A 3,112-nucleotide genomic window follows, 5' to 3' on the forward strand; every position below is an offset into this window, starting at 1 on the left:
TAATGGTTTAGATAAAGATTTTCCAAATATCTTATGTAAAGAGTTAAGAAATATAGGAGTAAATTCTGCTCATATGGAGGTTGACTTGAGTTTAAGAGAATCACCAAGTCTTATTATGGATAGGGTAGAAGAAACGTTAGGTACACCTAGTATATTAGTTAACAATGCTACCTTTGAATCGCCTGCAAATTTTCGAACATTGAATACAGAAATTCTGGACATGCATTACAAAGTGAACAACAGTGGGACACTTATGCTGTCTGTGGAATTTGCTAAAAGGTATGAAAAATCATTTCTTGAAAGAAAAGATGGTCGAATCATTAATATGATATCTAAAGGTCCAGATCCAAACAATCTAGCCTATATAGCAACTAAAGGGATGGTGATTGCAATAACTGAACCTTTATCAGTTGCATTAGCGCCCATCGGTATCACAGTAAATTCTGTAGATCCTGGACCCACTGATTCCGGTTGGATAAATGAGGAAAGAAAAAATCATTTACTGCCACTATTCCCAACAGGACGTTTAGGAGTACCCGACGATGCAGCACGATTAATAACATTCTTAGCCAGCGATGATTCTAGCTGGATTACAGGTCAAACCATAAAATCCGACGGTGGATTTTTAGGTAAATAGAAAGAAAAGGGAACCAACTATTACGAACGGGCGCTTTTCTGAAATAAGGAAAGCGTCTTTCTTCATGAAAAGGGCCATATTCTGGAGTAACGTATTGTGTAAATAAAGAGAATTTGAAATAATTGTTATAAATCTAAAGGTCAACCAGGAAAAACCTAGTTAACCTCCATAATACGAAGGAAAGTATAGCTTAACAGCAAACGTCATAGAAAAAGAAAAAAAGAGGGATATCATGGATAATACTTATTCCGAATACGGAGACATAAAAATAATATGCGTTGAAGATTGTGGAAACTCACCTAAAAAAAAGTTGCTTAAAGAACTCAACATAGCTTTTGCTGAAAACGATATAGGCTTTATTATGGAGAACATTACGGAAGACGTTTACTGGAATTTAATCGGTGAAAAGCTTATCCAAGGAAAAGATAATTTTGTCGAAACGCTAAAACAAATGAAAAATAGAAAAGTAACAGAAATACATATCAGAAACATCATAACGCACGGTAGTACGGGTGCTGTTAACGGTACCTATATATTAGAAGATAAGAACAGTTATGCTTTCTGTGACATATACAATTTCACCAGTGCAGGTAAGAACTCAAAAATTAAAGAAATAACTTCGTATATAATTGAAGCATCATAAACGAGAGTTTTCAACTTTCGGGCGCGATTGTAGAACAAGAATTAAAAGGGTGATACATATCATGTCTAATATGTATCACCCTCTATTTTTTATGACTTTTTACGATTTAGGTCTTGATAAAATGCTAGCGGACATTAATAAACTTAACTGTTCCATAGAAAAAAGTTTTTTACTGGAACAGGCTGTTGTTTGATTACGGCCACTAGACTTTACCATCAACGCCATGTTTTTTACCAATGAACGCCAAGGAATTTACCATGCTTTAAAGCCGCAATTCTAGGGTGAAATGCGGCTTAGTTTCAAATAAATAGATTTGTTTTTTAAAATAAAAAACTCTTACCAGTTTAGGATTAATTGGTTTTTTTGTCGATTGTACAAATAACATTGAGCATGGGAGTCACTCTGGTTACGGCTGAGGCACTTTACGCTTCTCCTGCTGCTTATGCCATCCGTATCGGGTCAAACCTTGGGGCTTGTACACCGACAAGATTACGATAACGAGCAACACTAACAGACCTATGCCAGGGTGGAGGAGTCCACCCCCGCCCATCAGTCTGCTGAGATCAGAACTAGGGTTTGCCGCTATATTCGCAATGAAACTAACTGTTTTTGTGTACGACAGCAAGACAAGGGTGGCAATGACGGTTAGTAAGAGCTTCGCCAACACCCAGTAGTGTCGGAATAATCCCCACGGGGTACCCAGTGACATGACAAGCCCAGTTACTAGTGAGGCGAAGGCCAACGGAACGAGAGCGAACCAAGTGATCGGTTCCATCGCGAGATAGGCACTTCTCACCATCTGCTCTTCATTGCTAGTCATAGTGGCTGCAACAAGAGCTAAGTAAGCAATGACCGCGCCGATCCATCCCACCGAAACAATGATATGCAAGGTAAGTGCGAATTTTCGTAGATTAGGTGACATCATCATCAGTGTCCGCCTCCAGTTGGTTTATGGCTACCATCACCATCGTTGTGGATCCCTTGCTTCTCGTTCTTAGCTGGTGTCTGGTTATCAGGCACAGGTTGCTCGGTTGATTCTCCCCCGGGTATGTGACGACCAGGGCCATGATTTCCACCAATGCCAGTAAGTTTCAGGGTGAAGAACAGTAGGACAAGCGTGAGTATGATGATCCCAGATACCTTGACCCAGCGTGGTGTACTTGGCCGTCCCTCTTTAGTGTCGTTATTTGAGTTTGGTAATTTATTCACTTTATAATCCTCCTCTTTGCTTTTATCATCGCTTAGTGCAAAGTTAATAAAGCAGTGTTTTCTAGCATGCCGCTAAAGCCAATTGTAAATGGGCAAAATAAAACACTGATAAAATAAAAATAAAAAATTATAAAGTAATTCTAAAGAATTATGAAGTGGTATTTAAAATAAAGAAAAACCTTCAGGTTCGACTGAAAGTTTTTATACTACAAGTGGAAGGCTAAATCGTATTTTCAACCCACCGTACTTTGAATGAAACGCAATAATTTCACCTCCATGATGTTCAATGATCGATTTACAGCTGGCTAGGCCCAGTCCGGTCCCACCATTATTTGTTTGTCTGGATTTATCGACTGTAAAAAATTTTTGAAACAGAGATGACATCTCCTGATTGGGCACTCCCACGCCATCATCTTCAACCTGAAAATATGCATAATTTCCCCGCGTATACCCACTCATATAGACATTAAGATCCTTTTTATCTCCGTATCTTATAGCGTTACTAAAAAGATTTCCATACACGCGCCGTATCATATGTTCATTAACCATAATAAACTGCTTCTGGATGAAAGAATGCCTCCATTTCAGTTTATAATCAAGTCCAGATAATTCGATTTCATACT

5 protein-coding genes are annotated in these 3,112 nt (G+C 38.6%); 2 read left to right on the forward strand and 3 right to left on the reverse strand.

The genetic code is table 11. The features are described 5' to 3' along the window. Together SAZ04_RS21370 and SAZ04_RS21375 are read left to right on the forward strand one after the other, a co-directional pair. A partial coding sequence (locus SAZ04_RS21370; protein ID WP_332699447.1) for an SDR family oxidoreductase occupies positions 1-637 on the forward strand: 637 nt, incomplete at its 5' end. Positions 638-869: 232 nt separating this feature from the next. Next, the gene (locus SAZ04_RS21375) at positions 870-1,280 is read left to right on the forward strand and encodes a nuclear transport factor 2 family protein (protein WP_332699450.1); all 411 of its coding nucleotides are present in this window, start codon (positions 870-872) and stop codon (positions 1,278-1,280) included. A gap of 406 nt (positions 1,281-1,686) precedes the next feature. Here SAZ04_RS21375 and SAZ04_RS21380 read toward each other — a convergent pair whose 3' ends face one another. The 3 genes from SAZ04_RS21380 to SAZ04_RS21390 all read right to left on the reverse strand — a co-directional run. Continuing rightward, a complete protein-coding gene (locus SAZ04_RS21380) occupies positions 1,687-2,208 on the reverse strand; it encodes a DUF2269 domain-containing protein (protein WP_332699453.1) in 522 nt (173 codons plus the stop codon). Continuing rightward, on the reverse strand, positions 2,208-2,489 hold the full coding sequence (locus SAZ04_RS21385; RefSeq protein ID WP_332699456.1) for a hypothetical protein: 282 nt from the start codon (positions 2,487-2,489) through the stop codon (positions 2,208-2,210). The genes SAZ04_RS21380 and SAZ04_RS21385 overlap by 1 nt, the downstream gene beginning before the upstream one ends. Positions 2,490-2,690: 201 nt before the next feature. Then, on the reverse strand, positions 2,691-3,112 hold a 422-nt coding region (locus tag SAZ04_RS21390; protein WP_332699459.1), incomplete at its 5' end, for a sensor histidine kinase.

The sequence above is a fragment of the Halalkalibacter lacteus genome, assembly GCF_036663595.1.
In the GTDB taxonomy this organism is placed as follows: Bacteria; Bacillota; Bacilli; order Bacillales; family Bacillaceae_D; genus Halalkalibacter; species Halalkalibacter lacteus.